The sequence below is a fragment of the uncultured Litoreibacter sp. genome, from assembly GCF_947501785.1.
Classification (GTDB): domain Bacteria; phylum Pseudomonadota; class Alphaproteobacteria; order Rhodobacterales; family Rhodobacteraceae; genus Litoreibacter.
The window spans coordinates 2,803,512-2,826,712 of the sequence record NZ_CANMXB010000001.1; the positions used below are offsets into that span (position 1 = coordinate 2,803,512).

General features: G+C 60.2%; 14 protein-coding genes. 6 read left to right on the plus strand and 8 right to left on the minus strand.

All coding sequences use genetic code 11. The features are described from left to right. The first annotated feature begins 59 nt into the window (after nt 1–59). Complete coding sequence (locus Q0899_RS13950; RefSeq protein ID WP_299193537.1) at nt 60–1,055, plus strand: asparaginase; 996 nt, start codon at nt 60–62, stop codon at nt 1,053–1,055. Here the strand turns inward: Q0899_RS13950 and Q0899_RS13955 are convergent. Beyond that, entirely contained in the window at nt 1,033–3,171 is a 2,139-nt protein-coding gene (locus Q0899_RS13955; RefSeq protein WP_299193539.1) for an ATP-binding protein, read from the minus strand. The genes Q0899_RS13950 and Q0899_RS13955 overlap by 23 nt on opposite strands. A 148-nt stretch (nt 3,172–3,319) precedes the next feature. Here Q0899_RS13955 and Q0899_RS13960 point away from each other — a divergent pair, with 148 nt between their 5' ends. Both Q0899_RS13960 and pbpC read left to right on the plus strand, forming a co-directional pair. Beyond that, nucleotides 3,320–8,755: an alpha-2-macroglobulin family protein gene (locus Q0899_RS13960; RefSeq protein WP_299193541.1), complete on the plus strand. Its 5,436-nt coding sequence runs from the start codon at nt 3,320–3,322 to the stop codon at nt 8,753–8,755. Beyond that, the gene (gene pbpC / locus Q0899_RS13965; protein WP_299193542.1) at nt 8,752–10,785 is read left to right on the plus strand and encodes a penicillin-binding protein 1C; all 2,034 of its coding nucleotides are present in this window, start codon (nt 8,752–8,754) and stop codon (nt 10,783–10,785) included. The genes Q0899_RS13960 and pbpC overlap by 4 nt, the downstream gene beginning before the upstream one ends. Here pbpC and Q0899_RS13970 read toward each other — a convergent pair. After that, on the minus strand, nt 10,782–11,957 hold the full coding sequence (locus Q0899_RS13970) for an acetyl-CoA C-acyltransferase family protein (RefSeq protein ID WP_298361147.1): 1,176 nt from the start codon (nt 11,955–11,957) through the stop codon (nt 10,782–10,784). The two genes, pbpC and Q0899_RS13970, sit on opposite strands and share 4 nt — an antisense overlap. 160 nt (nt 11,958–12,117) lie before the next feature. Between Q0899_RS13970 and Q0899_RS13975 the strand changes: the two genes are divergently transcribed. Next, nucleotides 12,118–13,680, plus strand: a complete 1,563-nt coding sequence (locus tag Q0899_RS13975) for a hypothetical protein (RefSeq protein ID WP_298294974.1) — start codon at nt 12,118–12,120, stop codon at nt 13,678–13,680. A gap of 51 nt (nt 13,681–13,731) precedes the next feature. Here the strand turns inward: Q0899_RS13975 and serA are convergent, their stop codons facing one another. Both serA and Q0899_RS13985 read right to left on the minus strand, forming a co-directional pair. Next, a complete protein-coding gene (serA, locus tag Q0899_RS13980; protein ID WP_299193545.1) occupies nt 13,732–15,327 on the minus strand; it encodes a phosphoglycerate dehydrogenase in 1,596 nt (531 codons plus the stop codon). 82 nt (nt 15,328–15,409) lie between these two features. Beyond that, entirely contained in the window at nt 15,410–16,564 is a 1,155-nt protein-coding gene (locus Q0899_RS13985) for a phosphoserine transaminase (protein WP_298361152.1), read from the minus strand. Nucleotides 16,565–16,721: 157 nt separating this feature from the next. On the opposite strand from Q0899_RS13985, the gene serB reads away from it, so the two are divergent. Next, entirely contained in the window at nt 16,722–17,597 is an 876-nt protein-coding gene (gene serB, locus Q0899_RS13990; protein WP_299193547.1) for a phosphoserine phosphatase SerB, read from the plus strand. Next, nucleotides 17,594–18,217 carry a methyltransferase domain-containing protein gene (locus Q0899_RS13995; protein WP_299193549.1) on the plus strand — a complete coding sequence of 208 codons (624 nt, stop codon included), beginning with the start codon at nt 17,594–17,596 and terminating at the stop codon, nt 18,215–18,217. Before serB ends, Q0899_RS13995 begins: the two co-directional genes overlap by 4 nt. On the opposite strand, the gene Q0899_RS14000 is transcribed toward Q0899_RS13995, so the two are convergent. The 4 genes from Q0899_RS14000 to Q0899_RS14015 all read right to left on the minus strand — a co-directional run bounded on the left by Q0899_RS14000 (nt 18,214) and on the right by Q0899_RS14015 (nt 23,181). Next, a complete protein-coding gene (locus tag Q0899_RS14000; RefSeq protein ID WP_298294985.1) occupies nt 18,214–18,996 on the minus strand; it encodes a carnitinyl-CoA dehydratase in 783 nt (260 codons plus the stop codon). The two genes, Q0899_RS13995 and Q0899_RS14000, sit on opposite strands and share 4 nt — an antisense overlap. Continuing rightward, nucleotides 18,993–21,014, minus strand: a complete 2,022-nt coding sequence (locus Q0899_RS14005; protein ID WP_299193551.1) for an acetate--CoA ligase family protein — start codon at nt 21,012–21,014, stop codon at nt 18,993–18,995. The genes Q0899_RS14000 and Q0899_RS14005 overlap by 4 nt, the downstream gene beginning before the upstream one ends. 244 nt (nt 21,015–21,258) lie before the next feature. After that, entirely contained in the window at nt 21,259–22,419 is a 1,161-nt protein-coding gene (locus tag Q0899_RS14010) for an acyl-CoA dehydrogenase family protein (protein ID WP_299193553.1), read from the minus strand. Nucleotides 22,420–22,431: 12 nt separating this feature from the next. Further along, nucleotides 22,432–23,181: a class II aldolase and adducin N-terminal domain-containing protein gene (locus tag Q0899_RS14015; protein ID WP_298294991.1), complete on the minus strand. Its 750-nt coding sequence runs from the start codon at nt 23,179–23,181 to the stop codon at nt 22,432–22,434. Nucleotides 23,182–23,201 lie beyond the last annotated feature (20 nt).

Sequence of the window (23,201 nt, forward strand, 5' to 3'; positions counted from 1 at the left end):
TGAAATCCAGCCTTTGGGGAAGGCCCATTGGCGGATTTTCGCCCTTACAGGAGGCCCATATGACACAGGCTGTGAACATGGTCGAAATATGGCGTGGCCCAGTGCTTGAGTCGCAACATATGGGCCATGCGGTGGTTTGCGACACCTCTGGTGCTGTGGTCGACATGTGGGGCGATCCCGAACTTGTGATGTTGCCGCGGTCATCGTCGAAGATGCTGCAAGCCTTACCGCTGATTGAAAGCGGTGCAGCGGATGCATTTGGGCTGGGGACAGAGCAACTTGCCTTGGCCTGTGCGTCACATAATGGCGCGGCGATCCATACTGATCTGGTGAAAACATGGCTGGGCGAGTTGGGGCTGGATGACGATGCGTTTCGCTGCGGCCCACAGGAGCCATCCGACCTGCCGGCGCGAAATGGACTGATCACTGCCGGTGAAGCGCCTTGCCGATGCCACAACAATTGCTCCGGCAAGCACAGCGGTTTCTTGACCCTTGGGCAGCATTTGGGAGCTGGGCCAGAATATGTTGAGATCGACCACCCCGTGCAGTGCGCCGTATTGGAAGCCTATGAAGATATGACCGGTATCACGTCGCCCGGCTTTGGCGTTGACGGCTGTTCCGCCCCCAACCACGCCACGACATTGACGGGTCTTGCGAGGGCCATGGCGCGGATGGCCAAGGGCGACGATGGCACTGCACGTGGCAAAGCCGCGGCCAGGCTAGTTGATGCGATGCGGGCGCATCCCGACTTGGTGGCAGGCGAAGGGCGTGCTTGCACCGAACTGATGCGCGCGATGGATCACAAAGTGGCGATTAAGACCGGCGCCGAGGCGGTGTTTGTGGCCATTCTGCCAGAGCGAGAACTGGGAATTGCAGTCAAAATCGTAGATGGCGGCACCCGGGCGGCAGAATGTGCGATTGCGGGCTTGTTGGTGAAGTACGGGGTGCTGGATGCAGCGCATCCGGCGGCTGTTAAGCGACTGACGGGTCCCATTACCAACTGGGACGGCAAAGAAACGGGTAAGATGCAACTTAGCTCGCGGTTTTTGTCCTAGATTGGCCAAGGCTGGCGGCGACGGCTGTGACATGGCCGCAAAGCAATTCCTTCTTCAAAGGTTTGGTCATGTAGTGATCGATGCCGCTGTCGCGGATTCGGGTCTCGTCCCCGGCAAGGGCATGCGCTGTCATAGCGACGATCGGTGTGCGCGGTGCTCCGCTGTCCAGTTCCAGCTTTCGGATCCTGCGGGCAACTTCCATTCCGTCCATGTGTGGCATTGAGATGTCCAGGAAAATGAGGTCGGGGGCAGCGCTCTCGTAGGATTCGAGCGCCTGCAGACCATCACCAACCATGTCGAGGTCGATTTTCAAACCGTCAAGCATCTTGGTCAGCACCAGTTGGTTTGTCGTGTTGTCTTCGGCCGCGAGCACCCGGATCGTGTGATCAACCGTCTCATCCGTGCAGCTTGGCACCCTGTCACAGATCGCGGCATCCAACGCGCTTCTCAGGTCAGAGCGGATAAATGGCTTGGGCAAATCTGCCTTGTCATCTGGCGTGGTCGCAACTGTAATCAGCGGGATCTGTCGATCTGATTTGGCCAGAATTGCTGCGGCCGCTTCCACCCGGCCTATGGCACAAAATGCGATCTGCGGGCGACGGCGCTTCAGCGCGAGGTCGAATTCTGATGCGGTCATTGCAGTCCAGACTTCCGCACCCATTGACCTCAGCTGCTGCTCGACAAGGTGGTGATCCATTCGGTTGCCAATCCAAATCAGGACGGGGCAGGCGGGGTTCAGCTGTGGCACGGCCGAATTGTCTGGAACTGCGCCGACAGGCTTCAGGTTCAGCTCGAAGCTGAAGCAAGACCCTTCACCTTCAATACTGTCAACACACAGCTTGCCGCCCATTACGCTGATCAGCTTTTTGGTGATTGCTAGCCCAAGGCCTGTCCCCTCATATTGGCGGTTGGCGTCATCTTCGATTTGATTGAATTCCCCGAAAATGTGGTCGCGCTTGTCCTCCGGAATGCCGATGCCGCTGTCTTCTACCGAAATGTTCAGAGCAACGCCTTCCTCGGAATCCGAGTGTTGGCCGCTAATACGCAGCACCACATATCCGGCTTTGGTGAATTTTATGGCATTGCCGACAAGGTTGATGATGATTTGCCTCAGGCGGCCGCCATCCCCCATGAACGAGCTTGGCAGCGCCTCATCATAATCCAAATGCAACGTGATGGGCTTTTCCTGACGCGAGGGGGCGACCAGCGTCACGATGTCCTGCGTCATCGCCTCAAGGTCGAACGGCGCTCGTCTGAGTTCGACCTTGTCCGCTTCCAGCTTCGAATAGTCGAGAATGTTATTGATGATCTCAAGCAGGGCGTCGCCCGAATTGCGGATGGTCTCCGTATAGAGCCGGGCTTCGTCATCTTGTTCCCGCCCAAGCAGGAGGTCGGCCATGCCTACGACGCCGTTCATGGGGGTTCGCAGCTCATGGCTCATCTTGGCGAGGAATGTAGATTTCGCGCGGTCGGCGGCCTGTGCCTTGTCTCGGGCCAGACGCAGCTCTTCTTCGCGTGCGATCGTGTCGGTGATGTTGAGTGCGAGGGACACTATGCCACCATCCGATGTCCGCCGGTCGATCATTTTTACATACATGCCGTTCCAGAATCGCAAAGTTGTCGGCGCGATGTCGTCAGTGTCCCAGCGGTCCAGCATGAAGTCATACCATGCGTCTTCGTCTTCGCCTTGAAGGTCAACCAGGCCTTCGTCCAGGCAAATGTCGAGTATCGCTTGATAGCTGTCGCCCGGCGCAACGCCTGACGTTTCTTCGAAAACGCGCAGATATGGGCCGTTCGCCGCGATCAAACGAAAATCCGGTCCAAACAACGCAAACCCGTCGGGAATGGTTTCCAAGGCGGCCCAAAGAAGGCGTTCCGCCGCGACAACACGGGTTTCCGCGCGGTGCAGGTCCTCGCTGACGCGGCTGTTTTCGCCTTTCAGGTTAGACACAACCTTACGCTGGTCAATAATCTGTCCGGACAGGGAAAGTGCGTGATCAGAAAGCTGGCGGTTGGCGGCGCCCAGCTCCGCCTGCTTTTGTTCAAGCAGCCGTTCTGCCGCCAGCCTGCGGCGACGTTCCTGCGCCAGATCCTGTTGCAGCTCAATAAGGTCCATGGGGCCATTCGTCGGAGATTCTTAATCCGTCGCCAAAATGGATGACGAAGGTGAACGGGCGATTAATGTTGAAATCGCGAAGGGCCGCGGTTGCCAGACTCAGGCTGACCGTGCCAACCTGAACCCATACAGAAGAAGGATTTTTGAGATGTTTCGCCGTTCCGGGATCGTGTTTTTAGTGTCGCTTCTGATAGGCCAAATGGCCTTCGCGGATGGGCTGATCCCCGACCGGAGACTGTCATTGACCCGAAATGTGGATTTCTACGGCGGCGATCTGACAAACATCTTCGATACGACCCTAGGGGCCTGCCAGCGGGCCTGTTTGGCAGACGACAATTGCAAGGCGTTCACCTTCAACGAGAAGTCGAATGCCTGTTTCCCCAAGTCAAATGTCGAACGGACGGAACCTTATGAAGGGGCGATTTCCGCTCGCGTACTCGAAGCGTCATCCGAGGCAGTGGCGCGCGCTGATGCGCGTGGTGCAGATTTGGCATTCCTGCCGGAACGCGATCTGATCGCTGCAGTTGAGCAGGCGCTGAAATTGTCGGACCTCTATGTCGCAAATGAATACACGACCCAGCAATACATTGATGCCGCCTTGCGGGACCGAAATGCCGGCAAACCGGAAGTGGCGCTGAAGTTCATGGGGGCCGCGCTAACGTTGTCGGACGGCGCCGATCTTTGGGACCAATACGCCCGCGACGCGTATTCCGTGGCTCGTGAAAACAGCCAAAAAAGGCGGCAGTTTGGCCAAACCGGGTATCTTGCCTCCGTTAACTCCTACCTGAGATCGGAGAATTCAGCACAGCAGGTGAATGCGCTTGCCTTGATTGCGCGCGGCCTGGAAGCCACTGGCCGCGGCAAGGAGGCGATCAAACCGTTGCGGCTGGCGCAAGACATCTCGCCGCGCGATGACATTGGCAAAGCGTTGGACCGCGTGATCCGTCTGTTTGGGTTCAGCCTTGCCGAAACGCAGGTGGAAAGCGACGCGTTGGAACCCCGCATTTGCGCCAACTTCTCGGAAGAGCTGGACAAGACGGTGGAATACGCTGACTACGTCAAATCCCAAGTGCCCGGGGTCAGCATCGAGGCCTCGGGCCGGGCGCTTTGCATCGCCGGGTTGCAGCACGGGGAGCGGTACAGCTTCACCTTCCGCCAAGGGTTGCCTGCGGCCTCCGGCGAAGCGCTGCAGAAGTCGATTGAAATCACGCAATACGTGCGCGACCGCAAGCCGGACGTGCGGTTTCCCGGGCGGGCGTATGTTCTGCCTGCGGCCGGTGAGATGGCGCTTCCAGTTGTCGCCATCAACGCGCCTGAACTGGAGCTGACACTTTACCGCGTGAGCGACCGCAACATCCTGCGTACCATGCAGGAAGGTTACTTCGGCCGCCCGCTAAGCGAGTACCAGCGCAATGAGTTCCGGCGCGAGGTCGGGTCCGAGATTTGGACCGGGACCGGTGCGGTCGAAACTGAGTTGAACCAAGATGTCACGACACGGCTGCCCGTTGGCGAAATTGTTGGTGATCTGCTGCCGGGGGTCTACGCACTTCAGGCCAAGGTGCCCGGGGTCGATGAATACGACACTCCGCCCGCCACCCAATGGTTTGTGATCAGCGATCTTGGGGTGACCACCATGTCGGGCGTCGACGGCCTGCACGTGTTTGTGCGCGGTCTGTCCGATGCAGGCGCGAAGGCCGGAACCGAGGTCAGCCTGCTGTCACGATCCAACGCCGTGTTGGGAAGCGTGACCACGGATGCAGGCGGGTATGCGCGTTTCGACGCAGGGTTGTCGCGCGGCACCGGAGGGCAAAGACCCGGACTTCTGACGGTCCAGAATGGCGACGATTTTTCGTTCCTCAGTCTGACCGACCCCGAATTCGATTTGTCCGATCGCGGCGTTGAAGGCCGCCCTGCTGCGCCGCCAATTGATGTTTTCATGACAACTGAGCGAGGCGCTTACCGAGCAGGCGAAACGATCCACGCCCTGGCCTTGGCGCGCGACGGGACGGCGGATGCGATTGAGGGCATGGCGCTTACGGCGATCCTGACGCGGCCTGACGGTGTTGAATACAGCCGTACGACATTGGACGATCAAGGCGCGGGCGGGCGCGTTTTCGCGATGCCGCTGTCGGGGTCGGTGCCGCGCGGCACGTGGACAATCGGCATGTTCGCCGATGTGGACGCCGCCCCACTTGCCGAGGCCAGGGTGCTCGTCGAAGACTTCCTGCCGGAACGAATTGACGTTGAACTGAGTATGCCGGACGGCCCGATTTCGTTGGAAAATGGCCTACCCCAGCTTGGTGTTCAGGCGGACTACCTCTTTGGCGCGCCGGGGTCTAATCTGGCGATCGACGGCGATGTGATCCTACGTGCGGCTAGCGCTGTTGACGGATTCGACGGCTACAAATTTGGACGCCACGATCAGCGCTTGCAGGCGCGCCGCGGCTTTCTGGAGGGTGGCGTCAGAACGAATGACGCAGGTGCAGCCAGTCTTGAGATCGAATTGCCAGAGCTCGAAGAGGTCATGCAGCCGTTAGAGGCGCGCATTGTGACCCGCGTCCGTGAGGGCTCCAACCGCCCGGTTGAGCGGGTGCTGACCAAGCAGGTTCTGGCGGACACGCCGCTGATTGGGATCAAGCCGCTTGCTGACGGGGTGATACCAGAGGACACGGAAGCTAGCTTCAATCTGGTGGCGGTCGGCCCGGACCTGACGCGCCAATCCATGCAAGTGCGCTGGACCGTCAACCGCGTCAGTACCCGGTATCAATGGTATTCCAGCTACGGAAGTTGGTACTGGGATCCGATTACGACCCGCAAGCGCATCGCCACTGGCGAGGCAACGCTATCGCCTGACCAAATCACGACGGTCAGTACACCGGTCGAGTGGGGCGAATACGAGATCAAGGTGGAACGGATAGACGGGCCATATGTGGCCAGCTCCGTCTCATTCTCAGCTGGGTGGTACGGCGCTGCGGATGCAAGCGCTACGCCTGACGTGTTGGAAGCCTCGTTGGACAAAGACAGCTACCGCAGCGGGGAAACGGCGACCTTCCGCATTGTGCCACGTAGCCCTGGAACCGCATTGGTGACGGTCATGTCGAACCGTTTGGTGGACATGAAAACCGTGGAAGTGACCGAGGGCGAAAACCTAATCGAGCTGCCTGTGACTGACGATTGGGGTGCTGGCGTCTATGTCGCGGCTCAGGTGGTGCAACCGTTGACGTCGCAGGCAGATCAAACGCCAACCCGTGCGCTCGGCCTATCTTATGCACCGGTTGACCCGGCTGATGCCAAGCTGACCGCCAGTTTCGACATGGCGGACGAGGCCGCGCCACGCGGTCCGATGCGGGTCGCGCTGAAAGTGGATGGCATTACTGAGGGAGAAACGGCCTACGCAATGATCAGCGCGGTCGATCTTGGCATATTGAACCTGACGGGATTCGAGCCGCCGTCCGCTACGGGTCACTATTTCGGGCAACGCAAGCTCGGGATGGGGCTGCGTGACATCTATGGCCGCCTCATTGACGGCCAAACAGGTGCGCTGGGCACGGTACGCTCCGGCGGTGACGCGCAGGCCGGATTGTCCTCCCAAGCGCCTCCTCCGACGGAAGAATTGGTGGCCTATGTCTCTGGTCCCGTGACGGTGGGCACCGATGGCGTCGCGCGGGCGGAGTTCGATCTGCCGGAATTTAACGGCACCGTGCGGCTGAGCGCGGTTGTCTGGTCTGACAGCGCGGTTGGGGAGGCAACCAAAGACATTCTGGTGCGCGACCCTGTCGTGGTCACGGCCACTCTGCCGCGGTTCCTGGCTCCGGGTGATGCCAGCCAACTGTTGTTGGAAATCGTTCACGCGACCGGCGCAACGGGAGAGATGCCCGTGACAGTGACCGCATCTGGGATTGACCTTGGAGCAGCGCCGACAGCGGTCACACTCGGCGACAAACAAAAGCAGGTCTTTGCGGTCCCAATTGAAGCGCAGCGGACTGGTATCGCCACCGTGTCCATCACCTTGGTGACGCCGGACGACAATGTGCTACGTAAGAACCTTATCCTGCCAATCATGCGCAATGATCCGGTTATTCAGCGTCGCGCCCAATTTGACTTGGCCGCTGGGGGCACCTTCACTCTGGACCAGAACGCCTTTGCGGGCTTCCTGCCCGGCACGGCGCGGGCGACCGTGGCTGCGGGACCGCTGGCCCGTTTCGACGCGCCGGGTCTGTTGGACGCGCTTGATCGCTACCCCTATGGCTGCACGGAACAGACCACATCGCGGGCGCTGCCGCTGCTGTATCTCGATCAGGTGGCGCATGCGATGAACCTTGATGCGCGGGACAATATTGCGGAGCGGATCAAGCAGGCGGTCGACCGGGTCTTGACCAACCAGTCTTCCAACGGGGCGTTCGGCCTGTGGAGGGCTCAGCGCGGGGACATGTGGCTTGACGCCTACGTGACCGATTTCCTCAGCCGCGCAAATGCGCAAGGCCATGACGTCCCCCAAATCGCGTTTCGCCAGGCCTTGGATAACCTACGCAATCAGGTGAATAGCGCGCCGGATTTCGAGGATGGCGGCGAAGGGCTTGCCTACGGTCTGTTGGTATTGGCCCGCGAAGGTGCCGCGGCAATCGGCGATCTTCGCTACTACGCCGATGTGAAGGCCGATAGTTTTGGGTCCCCGATGGCCCTTGCTCAAATCGGTGCGGCTTTGGCGGCATATGGCGATCCAACCAGGGCGGACGCGATGTTCCGCCTGGCGGACGCACGGTTGCAGCAAGCGCGCCCCGAAGGGCAACGCTGGCGTGACGACTACGGCACCAACCTGCGCGACGCGGCGGCTGTGCTGACATTGGCGGTTGAAGCAGGGTCAAACGCGGTGAATGTCGACCGGATATCTGCACAGGTTGCGCCACGCATTGGTGACGTGTCTGGCCGCTCAACGCAGGAATCCGTGTGGTCGTTGCTTGCCGCGAACGCCTTGCTTGCTCGCTCCGACAACACGCTCACGCTGAACGGGTCACCGGTGCAAGGACCGCTGGTGCAGGTTCTGGAACAAGATGCGCTGACGCCGGTTGCGATCGGCAACACCGGCGCCTCCAACACTGTCGTGACCATGACCACCTTCGGCGTGGCGTCTGAGCCGGAACCGCAAGGCGGAAACGGGTATCGGATCGACCGTGAGTATTACACCTTGGAAGGTGAAGCGACGTCCCCGGAGGAAGTCGCATCGGGCGAAAGGCTGGTCGCCGTTTTGACAGTTCAGCCGTTCAACAATGGTGAGGGGCGGTTGATGGTGAACGACCCGCTGCCCGCTGGCTTCGAGATCGACAACCCCAACCTGTTGCAAAGCGGGGACGTGAGGTCGCTGAATTGGCTGAACATTAGCAATCGCATACGCAACACCGAGTTCCGGCAGGACCGGTTCCTGACGGCGGTCGACCATGGCGGCAAAGACGCGTTCCAGCTGGCCTATATCGTGCGCGCCATTGCGCCGGGCAGCTATCACCACCCTGCGGCCAGCGTCGAAGACATGTACCGCCCCGAATTCCGCGCGCGGACCGCAACTGGACGTGTGGTCGTCACCAAGTGAGATGGCACCGCGCCATAATCGGAACTGCGGTGTTGCTGGTGTTGGCAGCGGCGGGACGTGACCAGTTCGATGACTGGGTCGATGCGACCGTTATCCCACCTTTGGTGATCGAGACGGGAACCGAGGTTCTGGACCGCGACGGAGACCTGTTGCGGGCCTACCAAGTGGATAACGGACGTTGGCGCTTGCATGCAGATGTGGCCTCGGTCGATGCGGGTTATCTGGCGATGTTGGTGGCCTATGAGGACAAGCGATTCTATCGGCACAAAGGCGTAGACTTGATTGCGCTGGGCCGCGCCGTTGGGCAGGCGGTTCGGTATCAGCGGATGGTTTCCGGAGCATCCACATTGACCATGCAAACCGCGCGGCTGTTGGAAGAAAGCGGCACGGGCCGATGGGAGGGCAAGCTGCGTCAGGCACGGCTGGCTCTTGCGTTGGAACGGCGGCTGTCGAAACAGGAGATCCTCAACCTCTATCTGCAACGCGCCCCATTTGGCGGGAACCTCGAAGGGGTGCGTGCGGCGTCATTGGCCTATTTCGGCAAGGAACCCCGCAGACTGACCCCGGCACAATCCGCACTGTTGGTGGCCTTGCCGCAATCGCCTGAATCGCGCCGCCCTGACCGGCGCCCAGAAGCGGCCCACGCAGCCCGCGATCGTGTTTTGGAGCGGATGCGAAACGCGGGCGTCATCGACCTCGAAACCGCCGAAACGGCGCTGACGGAAGCGCCGACACGAACGCGCAGGCCATTTCCGCTTCAAGCGCCGCATTTGGCGGACCGGCTGATCGCTGATGGGGCCGCAACACGGGTAGAGACAACGCTAGACGGGCCACTTCAACGCAGTCTTGAGCGACTGGCCAAGCAAACCGTGCGGCCACTTGATCCACACCTGTCGGTTGCGATTGTAGTGGCGGACCACCAAACGGGCGAGGTGCTTGCCTCGATCGGATCGCCGGATTTTCGTAACGAAACACGCGAAGGGTTCGTTGACATGACGCGCGCGCTGCGCTCGCCGGGTTCGACCTTGAAGCCGCTGATCTATGGGCTTGGGTTTGAGCGCGGGATGATCCACCCAGAGACCATTATCAATGACCGCCCGCAGGGCTTTGGCAATTATGCACCGCAGAATTTCGACGGCGAGTTCCGGGGCCAGATACGTGTGCGCGAAGCGCTCCAACTATCGCTGAACCTGCCTGTAATTGGCGTTCTGGATGCCATTGGGCCATCCAATTTCTCTGCCGCGCTCCGCAAAAGCGGGGCGGCGGTCGAAACCCCCGGCGATCAGCCAGGTCTCGCGGTCGGGTTGGGCGGCCTGGGTATCAACCTGTATGACGTCGTGCAGCTATATGCCGGGCTAGCGCGCGGCGGGCAAAGCCTGGACCTAATAGAGGTGGCTTCTGACCCGCAAAGCTCGGCCCGCCTCATGAGCAAACGCGCGGCGTGGTACGTAACCGACATCCTGTCGGGTATCGCGCCGCCCGCGAATGCCCGCGGCCAGGAAATCGCTTACAAAACGGGTACGTCCTACGGTCACCGCGACACGCTGGCGATCGGCTATGACGGCAAGCATGTTGTGGGGGTCTGGATGGGGCGGCCCGATGGCACGCCCGTCCCCGGGGCGTTTGGCGCGGAACTTGCAGCGCCCGTGCTGTTTCAGGTTTTCGAGCGGTTGAAGAGCCAACCCGACCCTTTGCCCGCCGCGCCGCCTGACGCGCTGTTGATCAGCAATGCAGAATTGCCAAAGCCGCTGCGCATGTTCAAAGGCACGGGCGAGGTTCTGGCTGACCCAAACCGGCCGCAAATCGCCTTTCCACCAGATGGTGCGCGGATCGCGGCAGGCGGGGGTGGGCTTTACGTTCAGATCAGGAACGGCGCACCGCCGTTCAGTTGGCTGGCCAATGGCAAACCTGTTGCGGTCAAAAGTTGGGACCGCCAAATGGAGATAGCCGAGACGGGGCGCGGCTATCTGACTGTGACGGTTGTGGACGCCAAGGGGCGGTCTACCAAGACGGATGTGTTTGTTGACTAGATCCGCTCAATGGCTAGGGCGATACCTTGACCGCCGCCAATGCACATGGTGATGAGCGCCTTGCGACCGCCGATGCGTTCTAGCTCATACATCGCTTTCACGGTGATAATCGCGCCGGTCGCGCCAACCGGGTGACCCAACGCAATCGCGCCGCCATTCGGGTTCACCTTTGCGGGATCAAGGTCCAACCCTTTGTTCACGGCGAGCGCTTGCGCAGCGAAGGCTTCATTCGATTCAATCACGTCGAAGTCGGTGGCCTTGAGTCCCGTCTTGGCGAGCAGGTTTTCCACAGCGGGGACAGGCCCAATGCCCATCACCTCAGGCCGCACGCCGGCATGGGCGTAGCCGATAACGCGGGCGCGGGGGATCAGACCGGCCTTCTCCGCCGCCTCGGCGCGCGCGAAGACCAACGCGGCGGCCCCGTCATTGATGCCGGACGCGTTGCCAGCGGTCACTGTGCCGTCTTTCTGGAACACCGCGCGAAGCCCGCCCAAGGTTTCCAAGGTGGAGGCCTTGGGATGCTCGTCGATATCAAAATTCACCATGTCGCGCTTCACCCGCACTTCGACTGGGGTGATCTGGTCCTTGAAGTGACCCGCCTCAATCGCCGCGGCCGCGCGGTTCTGGCTTTCCAACGCAAACGCGTCTTGTGCGTCGCGACTGATGTCGTGTTCCTTGGCGACATTCTCGGCTGTGACGCCCATGTGACCCGTCCCGAACGGGCAATTCAGCGCGCCCAACATCATGTCCTGAGCGCCCGCGTCCCCCATCTTCTGGCCCCAACGCGTTTGCGGCAGGATGTAGGGTGACCGACTCATGTTTTCTGCCCCCCCGGCAAGCCCGTAATCGGCGTCACCCAACATCAGCGATTGCACGACCGATACGATTGCTTGCACGCCGGACCCGCAAAGGCGGTTTACGTTCATCGCCGGAACAGTGTCGGGCACGCCGGCCTGCATCGCAGCTACGCGAGACAGGTACATGTCGCGGGGTTCGGTGTTGATGACATGGCCAAAAGCAACATGGCCGATCTGATCCGGAGCGACGCCCGCGCGCTCCAACGCGGCCTTGCTGACGGTGGTGCCCAAATCAATTGGGGAGGTCCCGGCCAGCGCGCCGCCGAATGTACCAATCGCGGTGCGCGCACCGCCGAGGATTACGATATCGGTCATGAGGTCATCCTTTCAAAATTTGCGCCAGTGTAGCGCAATCGGCCAACGGTGTAACAGTGACGCGGCGTGACGCTGGTCTGCGCGCCACAGAGTTTTGCGCATCTGAATACTTGCGCGTTGAGTGTTGCCCGCTGGCAGGTGGCATGCTTTGGTTCGCGCCATGATGGACTTGAAAGATTTCGAACCGTTCTCCCCTGCTGAACAAAAAATGATTGACGAAGCCGGGCTGCCGAACCGTACGGTGCTGGCGGATGGGACCCTGCCAAGCGAAAGCTCTGATGCGGTGCAAGTGCGGGCTGATTTGGTCCGGTTCCTGCTGATTTCGATGCCGCTGCACGACAAGGGCATTCGGTTGCGCGGGGCGTGGGTGACGGGGTCTCTGGATTTGCAGGGCTGTGACTGCAACCGCGACGTGTCGCTGTCGGCCTGCCACCTTGTGGAGCCGATGAATCTCACGAATGCCCGGCTGCGGGGCTTGCATATCTCTGGGTGCCGGATTGGCGGAGTATCGGCGGACAACGCTACCTTTTCGGGGTCGATCTATTTCCGCGCAGGAACGCATATTGAAGGCGAGATCAGCTTGTCCGGGGCCACTGTCAATGGCGATCTGCAACTGTGCGATGCGGTGATCGAAAGCTCGGCGCAGGACGCGATATTCGCGCCTTCTTTACGGGTGCGGGGATCGGTGTTTTTGGGAAACTACCCATATGCCGATGGCGAGACGTCGCTGGTGACCACGGGGCAGATATTTCTGTCGTCGGCGAGGGTGGAACATGACTTCTTCCTGACCAACACGGCCATCACGCTGAACGATAGCGCCTTGAACGGCGCGGTGTTCGGCGCGACAGAGGAGCACGGCTCCAACATCGCGATCAGCCTTGCAAGGGCGCGGATTGGTGGAATTTTGTATCTGCAGGACAACCAAATCTCGCGTGGGATATTCAACCTTGCAGGCGGCCACGCGGAACGCCTGAAAGATGAACCCGTCGGCCCCGGTGCGGCCTATCCGATCCGGTTGGATGGCTTCACCTATAGCGATTTTTCGCGCCATGCGCAGACCAATGTGAAGGCGCGGCTTGAATGGTTGGCAAGACGGCCTCAGGACACGCCCTTTACCGCGCAACCCTATGAGCAGTTGGCAAATGTGATGGCGCGCATGGGGCATCGCAATGACGCGCGGACTGTGTTGATGCGTAAGGAGAGGCTGCTGAAGGCGGAGAACCGGCGGCTGTCAGCGGAACGCGGCGGCTTTGCGGTTTGGCGTGCGCTGTCATGGGTGAACGATCTGCTGCTGCGATACACAATCGGCTATGGGTTCCGACCCGCACGCGCTGTTGTTATCGCAATTGCGTTGATACTCGGGCTTGGATGGTTCTTTGAACGCACATGGGACGCGGGCGATATGACGCCGAATGCTGCGCCTGTGCTGGTGTCGGCTGGGTGGATTTCAGCCACCGAAACGCATCCCAAAAATCCGGGCGCATTTTGGTCGTCGGTTGGCCAGGCCGGCCAGGATTGGGAGACGTTCAACGGCTACGCATACGCAGCTGATCTGGTCGTCCCGATTGTGTCATTGGGTCAGGAAACGGCCTGGGCACCGTCGACGTCACGATCCGACTGGGGGCGCGCCGGATGGTGGATGCGGTGGTTTGCCAAAGCCATTGGCTGGATTGTGACGGCCCTTGGTGCAGGGGCCATCACAGGTGTTATTCGCAAGGAGTGACCGCCGGAAACTGGACGCCTCCGGCGGGAGTATTTTTACCAAAACGAAGCCTTAGGCCACGTCGAATTGCAGAGTTTTGACCTGCTGGAACATCCCCGTGTTTTCGAGCTGTTTCAGGATTGGCGAGGGCACGGGGGCGTCTACGTAGAGAAGCGCAATCGCCTCTTTCCCGGCACCGGCGCGGCCCAAGGTGAAGTTCGCGATGTTGACGCCATTTTCGCCCATGGTCTGACCCAAGGTGCCGATGATGCCGGGGACATCCTCGTTGGTTGTGTACAGCATGTGCTGTCCGATCTCGGCGTCGATATTGATGCCTTTGATCTGGATAAATCGTGGCTTACCGTCCGAGAAGACCGTGCCCGCAATGGAGCGTTCACGCTGGTCGGTGACCACGTTGATCTTGATGTAGCCGTCGAAGACACCCGACTTGTCCTGCGTCGTGGTGCTGATCTTCACGCCGCGTTCTTTGGCGATGACAGGCGCGCTGACCATGTTCACGTCAGGGTTGGTGGCCTTCATGATACCGGCGACACCGGCGCAATTGAGGGCCTCCAGATTCATCGCGGAAACCGAGCCGTTATAGGTGATCTGAATTTCCTTCAGCACCTCGTCGGTCATCTGACCGATGAACGATCCAAGGTGTTCGGCCAGCTTCACCCATGGCCCCATGACCTTGGCTTCTTCGGCGGTCACGGACGGCATGTTGAGCGCGTTCGATACCGCACCGGTCAGCAAGTAATCAGACATCTGCTCGGCCACTTGCAGCGCCACGTTTTCCTGCGCCTCGGTCGTTGCGGCGCCGAGGTGCGGGGTGACTACGACGTTGGGAAGATTGAACAAAGGGCTTTCAGTTGCGGGTTCCACGGCGAAGACATCGAAGGCCGCGCCTGCGACTTTTCCGGCTTTCAGGGCGTTGGCCAAAGCCTCTTCATCCACAAGACCGCCACGGGCGCAGTTCACGATGCGGACGCCGGTTTTCATCTTGGTAATAGCTTCTGCAGAGATCATACCACGGGTCTTGTCGGTGGCGGGCACGTGCATGGTGATGAAGTCGGCGCGGGCGTAAAGCTCGTCCAATTCCACCTTGGTCACGTTCAGCTTTTCGGCGCGTTCCTCGGACAGGAACGGGTCATAGGCAATGACCTTCATCTTCAGCCCAACGCCGCGTTCGCAGACGATGCCGCCGATGTTGCCGGCGCCAATAACGCCAAGGGTTTTGCCGGTCAGTTCGACCCCCATGAACTTGGACTTTTCCCATTTGCCGGCATGGGTTGAGGCAGACGCCTCGGGGATTTGACGGGCGACGGCGAACATCATTGCGATGGCATGCTCAGCCGTGGTGATCATGTTGCCGAAGGGGGTGTTCATCACGATGATACCCTTCTTGGAAGCCGCTGGAATATCTACGTTATCCACGCCAATCCCTGCGCGACCGATGACCTTGAGATTGTCTGCGGCGGCGATAAGTTTCTCGGTCGCTTTGGACGCGGACCGGATGGCGAGGCCGTCATATTGCGGGATCAGTTCCAGCAATTTGGCTTTGTCTTTGCCAAGGTCGGGCATGAAATCCACGTCGATGCCGCGTTCGCGGAAAATCTGGACGGCGGTTTCAGACAGCTTGTCGGATACGAGTACTTTGGGGGCCATTGTGGCGCTCCTTGAGATTGGAAATTTCGCGTACACAGGGCGTACACAGTCCGTACACACCCCGTCGTGACAGGTTTGAAGATCAGGCGGCTTGGCTTTGGGCTGCGATTTCAAGCTCGACTGCATGTTCGATCCAGGGCATCAGCGCCTCGATATCCGCAGTTTCGACCGTCGCACCGCACCAGATCCTGAGACCAGCGGGGGCATCGCGGTAGGCACCGATATCAAAAGCAACGCCCGCCTCGTCCAGCCGTTTGGCAACCGCTTTGGCAAAAGCTGCGCTATCAGTAATCCGCGCGTCGGTGAATTTCAGGCAGACAGACGTGTTCGACCGCGTCGCCGGATCAACTGCAAGATTGGCGAGCCAGTCGGTCTGATCGGCAAAGTCGTTCACCGCTTTCGCATTCGCATCAGCGCGGGCGATGAGGCCCTTCAAGCCACCGACCGATTTGGCCCAGTTCAGCGCGAAGATATAATCCTCGACACAGAGCATCGACGGCGTGTTGATCGTGGCCCCGGTAAAGATGCCGTCGATCAATTTACCACCCTTCGTCAGGCGGAAGATTTTGGGCAGCGGCCATGCGGGGGTGTAGCTTTCCAGGCGCGCGACGGCGCGCGGGCTGAGGATCAGCACGCCATGTGCGGCCTCCCCGCCCAGCACTTTCTGCCAGCTGAATGTGGTGACGTCCAAACGGTCCCATGGCAGGTCCATCGCGAAGGCGGCGGAGGTGGCGTCACAGAGCGTCAATCCGTCACGGTCGGCGGGGATCAAGTCCTTGGATGGCACTCGCACACCAGAGGTGGTGCCGTTCCAGGTGAAGCAGACGTCTTTGTCGAAATCGACGGTGGCAAGGTCGACGATCTCGCCGTATTCGGCAGTTTTCACTTCGGCGTCCAGTTTCAGCTGTTTGACCACATCGGTGACCCAGCCAGAGCCGAAGCTTTCCCATGCCAGCATTTCCACCGGGCGTTCGCCCAGCAGGTTCCACATCGCCATTTCGTAGGCACCAGTGTCGGATGCGGGCACGATGCCGATCAGGTAGTCGTCGGGGACTTGCAGGATCTCGCGGGTCAGGTCGATCGCTTCTTTCAGCTTCGCCTTGCCGGGGGCCGCGCGGTGCGAACGGCCAAGGGGCGCGTCTGCAAGTTTGTTCAATTCGAATGTGGGGGGTTTGGCACAGGGGCCAGACGAAAAACGCGGATTAGCCGGCCGCGTGACCGGAGCAGTAGTAGCCATTGATGGTATCCTCACAGATATATGCCCTTCGTTGGGGAAGGGTGTCCCACCTGTGGGGATACTCGGCGGTTTCGGGTTCCACAACAGCAAATCGGGGGCTATAGCGGCAACCGACCGACTTTTTGCGACATCTCTGTACACGATTGGAAACTTAACCATGTTTGTGGCCTCGCTGTTAACCAACCCTGAGACGCCAGTGCTGGAGCCCGCGCTGATCGAGTCGCTGCGCAACGCGTGGGGCGGCGGTGATGCGGTTTGGCTGATGCCGGACGTGGCGGCGGAGTTTGGGTTGGCGAGTGTTCCGGACAATTTAGACAGCGTGTGGGCGGACCTGCAGGAGTTGAAAGTAGATGTGTTGGTGCATCCTTCGACGGGCCGCAAGAAGCGGCTTCTGCTGGCGGATATGGACAGCACGATGATCCAGCAGGAATGCATTGACGAATTGGCTGATTATGCCGGCGTTGGTGCGCAGGTCGCGGGGATTACTGCCCGCGCGATGAACGGCGAGATAGAATTTGAAGGGGCTTTGCGGGAACGCGTTGGGTTGCTGAAAGGGCTAGATCAGGCTGTGTTAGAGTCGGTATTGGCTGAACGCATCACCTACATGCCCGGTGGCAAAACACTGCTGGCAACGATGAAAGCGTCGGGCGGCTATGCAGCATTGGTTTCAGGCGGGTTCACCGCGTTTACGGGCCCCGTTGCGGAGCATCTTGGGTTTGATGAGCATCGCTCTAACCAATTTGTGATCACAGGCGAAGCTTTAACCGGCGACGTGATCCCGCCCATATTTGGCAAGGAAGCCAAGGTGGAGGCGCTGGACGACCTGACCGCCAAGCTGGGCCTGACCGATGACGAGGTGCTCGCTGTGGGTGACGGCGCCAATGATCTGGGCATGCTGACCCGCGCGGGAATGGGTGTGGCGCTGCATGCGAAGCCTTCTGTGCAGGCGCAGGCTGATTTTCGTGTTAACCATGGCGACCTGACCGCTTTGCTGTTCCTGCAAGGCTATAGCGCGGAGGAGTTTGTGTCGTGACCAAGCCGGATTTGGATGGCGCGTATGCGCTTGAGACGCCTGAAGACTCGCTGAAGCTGTATTCGGACTGGGCGGAAACCTACGATGACAGTTTCGCGGCAGCGTCCGGTTATCAATTGCCGGAGGCTGTGGCGGAGACGTTCGCGCGCGCGGATGGCAAAGGCCCCGTGTTGGATGTGGGCGCTGGGACCGGCTTGGTGGGCGTCGCGCTGAACGCGCTGGGGGTCGCGCCGATTGACGGCACCGACATTTCATCTGCCATGCTGGCGGAGGCTGCGATGAAGGACTGTTATGAGAACCTGTTTGAAGGCGATCTGACAGGAGTCTTGGACGTAGAAGACGGGACCTATCAAGGCGTCGTCAGCGCCGGCACGTTCACCCACGGCCATGTCGGGCCGGAGGCGTTTGACGAGTTGCTGCGGGTATCAGCACCGGGCGCGTTGTTCGCCCTGACCATCAATGCAGAACATTTCGAGGCGCGCGGCTTTGCGACCAAGTTCGATGCCTTGTCCAATCAGGTACAGGGTCTATTCCTGCATGAAACGATCATTTATGACGGCACTCGCGATGATGGCCATGCTGAAGACAAAGCCGTGATCGCGGTGTTCAAGAAGGCTTAGCGGCCCTTCCAAACGGGGTCGCGCTTCTCGGCGAAGGCCTTGGCGCCTTCAAGCTGATCCTCGCTGGAATAGAGCGTATCAACAGTCTTGAACTTGCGCCCGGTGATCTGGTCCATCGTGTCCTGAAAATTGTGGTCCTCGGCGTGGCGCACGATTTCCTTGATCGCGGCATAAACCAGCGGCGGGCCGGAGGCGAGCAGACGCGCCATCTCCCACGCGCGGTCGAGCAGCTGTGCTTGAGGGACGATCTCGTTAACCAGGCCCCATTTATGCGCCTCCTCCACGTCGAACCAACGGCCGGTGAAAAGCAGCTCCATCGCGATGTGATGCGGGATGCGTTTGGGCAGCTTGATCGACGCGGCGTCAGCGACTGTGCCTGACTTGATTTCGGGCAAGGCAAAGCTGGCGTGGTCGGCGGCCAGAATGATATCGGCGCTGAGCGCCAGTTCCAGCCCGCCGCCACATGCGATGCCGTTGACAGCGGCGATGACCGGCTTGTTCAGGTTTGGCAGCTCTTGCAGCCCGCCGAATCCGCCAACCCCGTAGTCCCCATCGACCGCATCGCCGTCGGCGGCGGCCTTAAGGTCCCAACCGGGGCAGAAAAACTTGTCCCCGCCGCCGGTGATGATGGCGACGCGCAGGTCGGGGTCGTCGCGGAAATCGGCGAACACGTCACCCATGATTTTGGAGGTCGCCAGATCGATTGCATTGGCCTTGGGGCGGTCCAGCGTGACCAGCAGAACGGGGCCATCCCGGTGGGTTTGAATGGGGTTGGTCATGGGGCTTTCCTAATCAGGGCATCCGCAGCAATGGCGTCGGTTGGGGTGCAGAGGAGCGGGTTCACCTCAATCTCAGCCAAGGTGTCGGCATGGTCGGTCACATAAGCCTGCACCGCGTTGATTGCGTCAAGCAACGCTTTACGGTCGATCGGCGGTTTGCCACGGTAACCCGACAGCAATGGCGCAATGCGCAAGGTGTCGAGCGCCGCCGCAATATCATCATCGCTGGCGGGGATGAGCAGGGAGGCGGTGTCGTCCCAAAGCTCCGCCAAAGTGCCCCCCGCGCCGATCGTTAGCAGGAAGCCATGGGCGGGGTCGCGCACGACGCCGATAAGCAGTTCCGCAACCACATCGGTCACCATCTCTTCGATCAGGACTGCGCCCTCTGCCAGTCTTGGCAATGCGTCGGCAATGTCCTGTACGGATTGCAGGTCAAGCGCGATGCCCGCCGCCCCGGTTTTGTGGGCGAGCCCTTGCACCTTGGCGACGACCGGAAAGCGCAAATCTGTCACGTTGGACAGGTCGGTGCGGTCGCGCAGCAAAGTGCCACCTGGGATTGCGAGGCCATAGGACCAGAGCGCCCGTTTGCCGTCGGCTTCGCTGAGCAAAACCGCGTCACGGTCCGGGCCAGGCTGAAGCAACGCTGCGGCAGACGGTGCCTTGCGCTGTGCGTCCGCCATGGCCTGCAAAGCCGCAGGCAAACCGTTCATCGGCACAACGCCGCCCGCGCTTAGTCTGTGGGCGACCTCTTCCGGCATCAGTTCTGGCAGGGAGGCCACCATCGCAATGTTGGCCCCGGTATCCGCCTTGACGCGCAGCGCGGCGTTGATGGCGCAATCCCAATCCGCTGAGTCACATCGGTCGGCGCGTGGGAAATCCACAACAATCATTGTCAGCGCCAGAGCGGGGTCAACGATTGCCGACCAGGCGGCCGTCATCGCGTCCTCGTCGCGCCAGATATAGGTGTGGTAATCGAGCGGGTTGGCCAACGCCACTTTAGGCCCAAGTGCGGCGCGCAGGTCCGTTTTCTGTCGGTCGTTTAGTGGCGGGAAGCGAACCGCCTTTGCCTTTCCGATATCGGCGGCAAGCGAGGCTTCCCCGCCCGAACAGCTGATTGACGCTATGTTGCGGGACGCCAATGGGCCGGTCATGTGCAACAGCTTCAATGTCTCAAGAAAGCTGGAAAGGTCCGGACTGCGCACGATACCCAGCCGATCCAAAAAGGCCTGCGCGCCGCTGTCTTGCCCCGCCAGGGACGCGGTGTGGGACACGGTGGCGGTGCGGGCTTGTTCGGACGCGCCGACCTTCAGGGCGACCACAGGTTTTTTCGCTGCATGGGCCTTTGCGGCAAACCGCTCCCACGCGGGCAGGTCGGAAAACCCTTCAATGTGCAGGCCAATAGCGGTGACGCGCGGATCGTCCAAAAGCGCTTCCGCAATATGGGCTTGGCTAAGCTGCGCTTGGTTGCCACACGTCACCATGTACCCAATGGGAAGACCGCGCATCTGCATCGTGAGATTGATCGATATGTTGGACGACTGCGTCAGGATGGCGACGCCGCTGTCCACCGGAACCAGACCGTGCTGATCCGGCCATATCGCGACACGATCAAGCGCATTAATGAAGCCGTAACAATTGGGCCCCAGGATCGGCATATCACCGGCGGCGCGCAACAATCGCTGTTGTGCGTCTGCGCCGCTGGCGTCTTCGGCGGTTGCCTCCGCAAATCCTGAAGCAAAGCAGACGGCACCCCCTGTGCCCTTCTTTCGCAATCGTTCGACGGCTCCGACCGTTGCTTCACGATTGATACCGACAAAGGCGGCATCTGGTGCTTCGGGCAACAAATGCGCGCCTGTCCAAGCCTTAACCCCAGCCACCTCGGGTTTGCTGGGGTGGATTGCGTAGAGTGTGCCGACATAGCCAAACTTCTGCGCTTGATGCAGAACGGCTTCACCCCATGCCCCGCCGCCAATGACCGCGATGGATTTTGGGTTGAACAAGCGGAGCAGCGGCTGCATCAGCGCGGCCCTTCGGGGAGGATATTTTTAAACATGGAACGTAACAAAATATTAGGGTCAGCGCGCTTTTTTCGGAGGGCGGTACAGGCGGGGACGCCAATGGCCGCAACGTGGAAAGGCGCCCTGTTTGAGTGGATCACACAGGGCGCTGGACCGTGTACTGAAGGCTCAGTCTGTCTTTCCATGTTTAAAATATCCTCGCCGAAGGCATGTCGAAACGGGGGCCATTAGCCTTAACGCTGGCTTAAGCGCCGAGTGGACGCAAGAGGTCCCGGGCGATGATGTGGCGCTGAATTTCTGAAGTGCCGTCCCAGATGCGTTCAACCCGGGCATCGCGCCAGAATCGTTCCAGCGGATAGTCATCCATCAAACCCATGCCGCCGTGAATTTGGATCGCGGCGTCGGTGACGCGGGCCAGCATTTCCGTGGCATAGAGTTTGGCCGAGGCGATTTCGCGGTTTGACGACATGGATTTGTCCAGCCGGTCTGCGGCTGCCAACGTTAGCAGGTCAGCGGCATCAATTTCGGTGATCATATCGGCGATTTGGAATCCGACACCCTGGAACTTGCCGATAGGTTGGCCGAATTGTTCCCGCTCGGCGGCGTAGTTCAGCGCGTAGTCGAAGACCCGGCGCGCGCGCCCTACGGACATGGCGGCGACGGTGATACGGGTGGCGTAGAGCCATTCATTCATCACGGCGAAACCGCCATCAACCTGCCCCAAAACCTGCGCGTCGGGCAGGCGGCAGTCGTCGAATTCCAGGATCATGTTCTTGTAGCCGCGATGCGACACCGATTTGTATCCGTCGCGGATGGTGAAGCCGGGTGTGCCGCGATCCACGAGGAACGTGGTGATGCGTTTTTTGGGGCCGCGCGGGGTGTCGTCCTCGCCGGTCGCGATAAAGACGATGATGAAATCAGCGTGTTCAGCACCGGAGATGAAGTGTTTGGTGCCGTTCACCACCCAATCGCCCCCGTCGCGCACTGCGTTGCATTTCATGCCGCGCACATCGGAGCCCGCGCCGGGTTCGGTCATCGCGAGCGCGTCCATTTTTTCGCCGCGCACTGCAGGCATAAGGTAGCGCTCTCTTTGATCCCCCTCGCACGCCATCAAGATGTTCTGAGGTCTACCGAAAAAATGGTTCAACGCCATCGACCCGCGTCCAAGCTCGCGTTCGACCAATGCGAAATCCAAATGGGACAGGCCCGCGCAACCGACTTCCTCTGGGAAGTTGCAGGCGTAAAAGCCCAGATCGAGGGTCTTTTGCTTGATGTCTTGCGCGATTTCGGCGGGGACCTCGCCTGTGCGTTCGACCAGATCCTCGTGCGGATAGATCTCTTTTTCGACAAAGCTGCGCACGGTGGAGACGATCATCTCCTGCTCTTCGTTCAGGCCGTATTGCATGTCTGTGGGGTCCTACTCAGCGTAGTTAGAGCCTTCTTCATCCAGCAGTGCCTTCAGCTCTGCCAGATGCCGGATATCTTGTTCAGGGTAGTTTTCGATCTCGTCGGCTGTCTTGGCGGCAATCTCGTCGGGCAGGATCGACAGCGGCTGGCCGGTTTGCAGCGCGCGAATATAGACCTCGCAGGCGCGTTCGAAGAAATACATGCGGTTGAAGGTTTCCGCGACGGTGTCCCCAATGACCATAATGCCGTGGTTGCCCATAATCATGACCTTCTTCTTGGGGTCATCAAACAGCTGCGCGCAGCGTTCGCCTTCCTCCTCAAACGCCAGCCCGCCGTAATTGTCGTCAACCACCTGGCGGTCGTAGAACATGGCGGCGTTTTGCTCCAGCGGGGGGAGGATCTTGTCCTTCATACAGGCCAGCACCGTGGCGTGCACGGAATGCACATGCATGGCGCAGCGCGCATGTGGGCAGTGGCGATGTAGCCCACCATGCAGGCCCCAAGCGGTCGGATCGGGGGCGTTTGGGCCTTCCAGAGTTGCGGGGTCGTTGGCGTCGATGACCAGCATGTCGGACGCCTTGATGCGGCTGAAATGCATCTGGTTGGGGTTCATCAGGAACTTGGTGCCGTCGTCATTGATGGCGAGGGAAAAGTGGTTGGACACGCCTTCATGCATGTTCAGCTTCACGGTCCAGCGGAAGGCGGCGGCCAGATCGACGCGCTCCTGCCAGTGTTCGATATTGTTGCGTGTGCCGTCCATGAGAGCCTCCCGTTTGGGGT